Raw genomic sequence first — 6704 nt, forward strand, 5'->3', positions numbered from 1 at the left:
ACGCTACGACATCGCCCGCCGCCGCGCGTACGTCACGAAGCGGCAATGCGATCTACGTTCCACGTGGAACCTTGATCAGCGCCCGACGGCGTAGCCCTGCATGCCACGGGCGTTGGCCGCGCCGTGCAGGAGCCCGGTCGCCGGGTCGCGGGACACCGCGGACAGCCGCCCCAGCGCCCACTCGCCGGCGTCCACGACGCGGTGCCCATGGGCCCGAAGCTGCTCGAAGGCCTCAGCGCCGAGTCGCGACTCCGCCACCAGCTCGCCGGGCTGCCAGCTGCGCGGATAGAACGAGAGCGGGAACGCGGCCGAGTGCCACATCGGCGCGTCGATCGAGGCCTGGAGGTTCAGCCCGCCCACGGTGTGGGCCAGCCAGAAGCACAGCTGCCACTGGTCCTGCTGGTCGCCGCCGGGCGTGCCGAAGGCCAGCGGCGCGCCGTCGCGCAGGGCCAGCGAGGGGCTCAGCGTCGTGCGCGGGCGACGACCGGGCACGAGCGAGGCCGGCAGGCCCTCCTCCAGCCAGAACATCTGGGCCCGGCTGCCGAGCGCGAAGCCGAGCGACGGGATCGTCGGCGAGGACTGGAGCCAGCCGCCGGACGGCGTCACCGAGATGACGTTGCCCCAGCGGTCCACCACGTCGATGTGCACGGTGTCGCCGCGCATCTGGCCCTCGGGGGTCACCGTCGGCTCGCCGACCGCCGCGTTCATGGGCGAGTCACCGCCGCCGATGCCCCGGCCCGAGGCGATGAACTCCGGCAGCCGCGGTGCACGCCCGCCCGGCGAGCCCGGCCGCAGCTCCAGCGACGCGCGGTCGTCGATCAGCGCCACGCGGGAGGCGGTGTACTCGGCGGACAGCAGGTCGTCCATCGGCACGTCGGCGCTGTCGCCATACCAGGCCTCCCGGTCGGCGAAGGCCAACTTGGCCGCCTCGATGGCCAGGTGCACGGTCTCCGCGGTCGGCACACCGTCGACGTAGGCCAGCCGGTCCCGCAGCTCGTGCAGCATCAACACCTGCTGCGCCAGCGCCGGACCCTGGCTCCACGGCCCGCACTTGGCCAGCGTCCGGTCCCCGACCCGCACGGTCACCGGGTCCTCGTAGGTCGCCGACCAGGTGGCCATGTCCTGCCCGGTGAGCACGCCGGCGTGGTCGCGGCCGGAGTCGTCACGGTGCGGCTTGCGGCTGAACGCCTCGATCTCCGCGGCGACGAACCCCTGGTACCAGGCCCTCCGCGCCGCCTCGATCTGCGCTTCCCGGTCTCCGCCAACGGATTCCGCCTCACGAAGCAGCCGCTCCCAGGTGTCGGCCAGCATCGGGTTGCGGAACAGCGTGCCGGCCTTGGGCACCTCGCCGCCGGGCATCCACAGCTCGGCCGAGGACGGCCAGTGCTCCGTGAACAACTGCCGCACGCCCTCGATCGTGGCCGGAATCCGCTCCACCAAAGGGAATCCGCCGCGCGCGTAGCCGATGGCGTAGTCCAGCACGTCCCGCAGCGACTTGGTGCCGTGATCCCGCAGCAGCGTCAGCCAGCCGTCCCAGGAGCCCGGCACGACCGCCGCCAGCAGGCCGCTGCCGGGGACCAGGTCCAGGCCCTGGTCCCGGTAGTGCTCGATCGTCGCGCCCTGCGGGGCGACGCCCTGCGCGCACAACACCCGGGGCGCCGGGTCCGCGGCCGTCGCGAAGATCGCCGGCATGTCGCCACCCGGGCCGACCAGATGCGGCTCCACCACCTGCAACACGAAGCCGGCGGCGACCGCGGCGTCGAACGCGTTGCCGCCGGACTCCAGCACCGCCATGCCGGCGGTGGAGGCGAGCCAGTGGGTGGAGGCGACCATGCCGACCGTGCCGGTCAGCTCCGGGCGAGTCGTGAACATGACCCCATCAGATCACGGCGGCCAGCGAATTTCCCACGTCCAGGTGACCACGGCCGACGCCCCACCAGGTCAGCCCGCAGCGCCGCAGCGCGTCCGGGTCCAGGTGGTTGCGCGTGTCGACGACGACGGAGCCGCTGGCCAGATCGCCGATCCGGGACCAGTCCAGGCCACGGAACTCCGGCCATTCGGTCAGCACCACCACGGTGTCGGCGTCCTTGGCCGCCTCGTACGCGTCCGACACCACCCGGATGCCGTCGACCTCGTGGTCGATGCCCGGGTCGTAGCCGGTGAGCTCGGCGCCCTCGGCCCGCAGCAGGGCGGCCACGGCCAGCGCCGGCGAGTCCCGCAGATCGTTGGTGCCGGCCTTGAAAGCCAAGCCCAGCAGGCCGATCCGGTGGCCGCGCAGCCGTCCGCCGGCCGCCTCGCGGATCTTGGCCACGATCAGCTGGCGCTGGTGGGTGTTGGTGTCGATGGTGGCCTGCAGCAGCGAGAAGTCGTAGCCGACCGCCGCCGCGACCTGGAGCAGCGCCTGTGTGTCCTTGGGCAGGCACGAGCCGCCCCAGCCCGGGCCCGGCTGCAGGAAGGACTGGCCGATGCGGCGGTCGTAGCCCATGCCCTCGGTCACGTCGGCGACATCGGCGCCCAGCCGTTCGCACAGCTCGGCGATCGCGTTGACGTACGAGAGCTTCATGGCCAGGAAGCAGTTGGCGGCGTACTTGACCATCTCGGCGCTGGCCGCGTCGGTCAGCACCGTCGGCGCGCCCAGCCGCGCGTACAGGGCGGCGACCCGCTCGGCCGCGTCCTGGATGTCGCAGCCGACGACGATGCGGTCCGGGTTGAGGAAGTCGTGCACCGCCGTGCCCTCACGCAGGAACTCCGGGTTGGACACCACTGGCACGTCCTTGCGCTTGAGCAGGCCGGACACCCGGGCCGCGGTGCCCACCGGCACCGTCGACTTGTTCACCACGATGCTGCCCACCGGCAGCATGGTCCGCACCTCGGAGATCACCGACTCGACGGCGGCGAGGTCGGCGGCCCCGCCCTGGCCCATCGGCGTCGGCACGCACAGGAAAACCACCTCGGCGTCGCCGACCGCGGCCGACGCGCCCACCACGAACTCCAGCCGCCCACCGGCCTGCTCCTCCGCGACCAGCTCCGCCAGCCCCGGTTCGAGGATCGTCACCTTGCCGGCCCGCAGCCGCTGCACCTTGGCCACGTCCACGTCCGCGCACACCACGTGGTGCCCGAGCGAAGCCAGACAGGCCCCCGTGGTGAGACCGACGTACCCGGTCCCGATCACCGCGATTCGACGAGCGAACACCTCGCACCACCCCGACCTGGTCGCAGGAGTCTCCGCAGCCGACGTTCGCAGGCCGAGTTGACGGGCCCGCTGGCTTAGGCCGTACAGGTGGTGAACACCCGGTGGCGCTACCCGAGGTTTAGGGTGACCGCCCGTGGAGCAACGTCGCCTGGGTGATTCCGGTCTTGTCGTCAGCGCGGTCGGCCTCGGCTGCAACAACCTGGGCCGCCCAGGGACATCCACGGAGACGCTGGCCGGCGCCCGTGCCGTGGTGGAATCCGCGCTGGACAACGGGATCACGTTCTTCGACGTCGCCGACGTCTACGGCGCGCCCCGCGGCCGCAGCGAGGAACTGCTGGGGCAAGCGCTCTCCGGCCGCCGCGAGCACGCCGTCATCGCGACCAAGTTCGGCGTGGACATGCAGGGCCTCAACGGTCCCGACTTCGGTGCCCGCGGTTCGCGCCGCTACGTGCGACGGGCCGTCGAGTCCTCGCTGCGGCGGCTGAACACCGACTGGATCGACCTGTACCAGCTGCACCGGCCGGATCCGCGCACGCCGCTGGCCGAGACGCTGTCCGTGCTGGACGACCTCGTGCACGAGGGCAAGATCCGCTACGTCGGCCACTGCAACCTCGCCGGCTGGCAGATCGCCGACGCCTCATGGACCGCGCAGACCGAGCACGTCGCCGCCCCGGTGTCCGCGCAGAACCACTACTCGCTGCTGGAGCGCGAGGTCGAGCGCGAGGTCGTGCCGGCCTGCGGCCGGTTCGGGCTCGGGCTGCTGCCGTACTTCCCGCTGGCCAACGGCCTGCTCACCGGCAAGTACCGGCAGGACGGCGAGCCGCCGGTCGGCAGCCGCCTGTCCGGTCGGGAACGGCTGCTGGCCGAGGCGCCGTGGGACCGGATCGAGAAGCTGCGGGCCTTCGCCGAGGAGCGGGACGCGCCGATGGTGCGGCTGGCCATCGGCTGGCTGGCCGCGCAGCCGGCGGTCGCCTCGGTGATCTGCGGCGCGACGAGCCCCGAGCAGGTGCGGACCAACGCCCGCGCCGGCGAGTTCACGCTCACCCCCTCCGACCTGGACCAGCTGGACGAAATATGTCCCCCGGGTCGTCGCTGAGTGTGATGCTCGTCATCCCCCGGTAGGACGCCGGAACGGCACCTGCGGCCGACGCGGGATCCGCCTGTCGTCGCGCACCCTGTTTGACATGGAACTTCTTCAGTTCGCGGGACTGTTCGTGGGTGGCTCGCTGGTGGTGGCCCTGCCGCTGTTGGCGATGCTGCGGCTGTTGCAGGGGCCCGCCGACCGACACGACGTCTGATCGATCCAGCAGGTTAGCCTCGCCGAATGCAGATCTCTGACAACGCGGCGATCGTGACCGGTGGGGCTTCCGGGCTGGGCGGGGCGACCGCTCGGGCGCTGGCCGCCCGTGGCGCCAGGGTGTTCGCCCTGGACCTGCCCAAGGCCGTCGCCAACGCCGAGGCCGTCGACGGCGTGACCTACGTCGAGGCGGACGTCACCAGCCCCGAGCAGGTGCAGGCCGCGGTGGACACCGTGGTCGCCGCCGGGGCGCCGCTGCGCATCACCGTCAACTGCGCGGGCGTGGGCACCGCGGGCCGGATCGTGGGCAAGAACGGCCCGCACGACCTGGACACGTACCGGAAGGTCATCGAGGTCAACCTGATCGGCACGTTCAACGTGCTGCGGCTGGCCGCCGAGGCCATCGCCAAGACCCCCGCCCTGGCCGACAACCAGCGGGGCGTCGTGATCAACACCGCCTCCGTGGCCGCCTTCGACGGCCAGATCGGGCAGGCCGCCTACTCCTCGTCCAAGGGCGGCGTCGTCGGCCTGACCCTGCCGGCCGCCCGCGAGCTGGCCTCCTCCGGCATCCGCGTGATGACCATCGCCCCCGGCATCATCGACACCCCCATGCTGGCCGGCGTCTCCGACGAGTTCCGCGCGGGCCTCGCCGCCGGCGTGCCCTTCCCCAAGCGCCTCGGCCGCCCCGACGAGTACGCCCAGCTCGCGGTGGCCATCGTCGAGCAAGACTACCTCAACGGCGAGGTCATCCGCATGGACGGCTCGCTGCGCATGGCCCCCCGCTAGCTCCCGCTCAGAGGTCGCCGGCGAAGGGCAGTTCGGCCATCGCCGGCGAGCTCATCCACTCCCGCAGGGCCAGCGTGGCGTGGACGTCGTCCTCGTTGTACTCCAGGAGGCGCTGCCGCTGGGAGACCTCGGCGGGGGCGCCGTCCATGCCGACGGCGTCGCGGTACCAGCGCATGGAGTTCTCGCCGCCGGCCTCGGGGTCGCGCCAGTGGAAGCCGGCGACGGGGGCGATGATCTTCAGGCCCTTGCCGTGGGCGCACAGGAACTGGTCGCGGACGCTGCCGAAGACGTCGACCCAGGCGGGATCGCGGATGAAGGCGTTGACCTGGGCCACGGTGGGCACACCGGGCTTGCCGGCGAAGCGCTCGGCCGAGAACAGCAGCCAGCGGTTCTCGGCCAGCTCGTTGTAGCAGTAGGCCCGGAAGGTGAAGCCGTGGGCCAGCGCCTTGGTGCGGACCAGCATCAGCCACGTCCAGAACTCGCCGAAGGACCGGGCCTCGTCGTCGTCCGGGAGCGGCTCCCAGGTGACGAACGGCCGGTAGCCCTGCCGCTCGCCGATGTCCTTGCCGGTGAGCAGGCAGCCCCACATGTACGCCCCGGCGTCGCCGAAGCTCTCCATGTCGATGTCGACCTCGACATCGGCCCGCGGCACGCGGACCTTGCGCACCCGGCGGACCACGGTCAGGTCCCGCAGCCAGGCGCGGGCCAGGATCACGGCGTCCGACAGCGGCATGCCCACCAACGGGGTCGCCAGCTTGGTCGCCGGGTCCATCGCCGCCAGCTCGTCGACGGTGGAGACGCCCAGCTTGCGCAGCGCGAACGCGTCCTCGCCGCGAACGACCAGGCTCACGTCACGGGCCTCGTTCAGCGCCACGTCGCAGACCGGCCACCACGGGCAGCTGCGGCATTCGACGATGCGGGAGGGCTGGGCCAGCGGCTCGCCGCCGGTAGCCGCGGTGTTGGCCACGGCCAGCCGGTCGGCGAAGCGCATGTCGTACTCGGACAGCGCGGTCCGGGCGCCGGGCCAGGTCGGCGCGTCCAGGTCGTGCCAGAGGACGACGTCGGCGTCCATACCGACCACGCCGCCGTAGGACCGGCCGCTCGCGGCGAAGCCGCTGGCCTGGAGCATGCGCTGGGCGTGGGCCAGCCGAAGCTGGTCGCGCGGCTGGGGGCGGACCTTGCGCAGCGGGTCGGAGCGGATGCCCATCGGCGTCGGCTCGCTCAGCGGCGACGTGCGGGCGCCCGTGCCGGGGTCGGTGACCTTGTGCCGGACGACCAGCACCGGGACGTAGCCCGTGCTCACGCGGACCAGCAGGTCGATGCCGCCGCGACGGCCGCCGGACGGGTCCCGCGGCAGCTGCGGCGCCCACACGAACGGAGCCCCGGCGGAGAGCGCGGCCACCGTAGCCCGCTCCCGGTCGGAGGTCT

The 6704-nt window shown here is 72.6% G+C and carries 5 protein-coding genes; 2 read left to right on the forward strand and 3 right to left on the reverse strand.

What is annotated here, in order from left to right:
* Nucleotides 1-75 precede the first annotated feature (75 nt).
* Together KUTG_RS26135 and KUTG_RS26140 are read right to left on the reverse strand one after the other, a co-directional pair.
* A complete protein-coding gene (locus KUTG_RS26135) occupies nt 76-1872 on the reverse strand; it encodes a gamma-glutamyltransferase family protein (protein WP_043720415.1) in 1797 nt (598 codons plus the stop codon).
* A gap of 7 nt (nt 1873-1879) precedes the next feature.
* The gene (locus KUTG_RS26140) at nt 1880-3193 is read right to left on the reverse strand and encodes a UDP-glucose dehydrogenase family protein (protein WP_043720417.1); all 1314 of its coding nucleotides are present in this window, start codon (nt 3191-3193) and stop codon (nt 1880-1882) included.
* A 133-nt stretch (nt 3194-3326) separates the two neighbouring features.
* On the opposite strand from KUTG_RS26140, the gene KUTG_RS26145 reads away from it, so the two are divergent.
* Together KUTG_RS26145 and KUTG_RS26150 are read left to right on the forward strand one after the other, a co-directional pair.
* Nucleotides 3327-4289: an aldo/keto reductase gene (locus KUTG_RS26145; protein ID WP_043720418.1), complete on the forward strand. Its 963-nt coding sequence runs from the start codon at nt 3327-3329 to the stop codon at nt 4287-4289.
* 228 nt (nt 4290-4517) lie between these two features.
* On the forward strand, nt 4518-5276 hold the full coding sequence (locus KUTG_RS26150; RefSeq protein ID WP_043720420.1) for an SDR family NAD(P)-dependent oxidoreductase: 759 nt from the start codon (nt 4518-4520) through the stop codon (nt 5274-5276).
* 7 nt (nt 5277-5283) lie between these two features.
* Here the strand turns inward: KUTG_RS26150 and KUTG_RS26155 are convergent.
* The coding region (locus tag KUTG_RS26155; RefSeq protein ID WP_052395424.1) for a TM0106 family RecB-like putative nuclease at nt 5284-6704 on the reverse strand (1421 nt) is incomplete at its 5' end.

Origin of the sequence: Kutzneria sp. 744 (assembly GCF_000568255.1) — a bacterium.
GTDB lineage: Bacteria > Actinomycetota > Actinomycetes > Mycobacteriales > Pseudonocardiaceae > Kutzneria.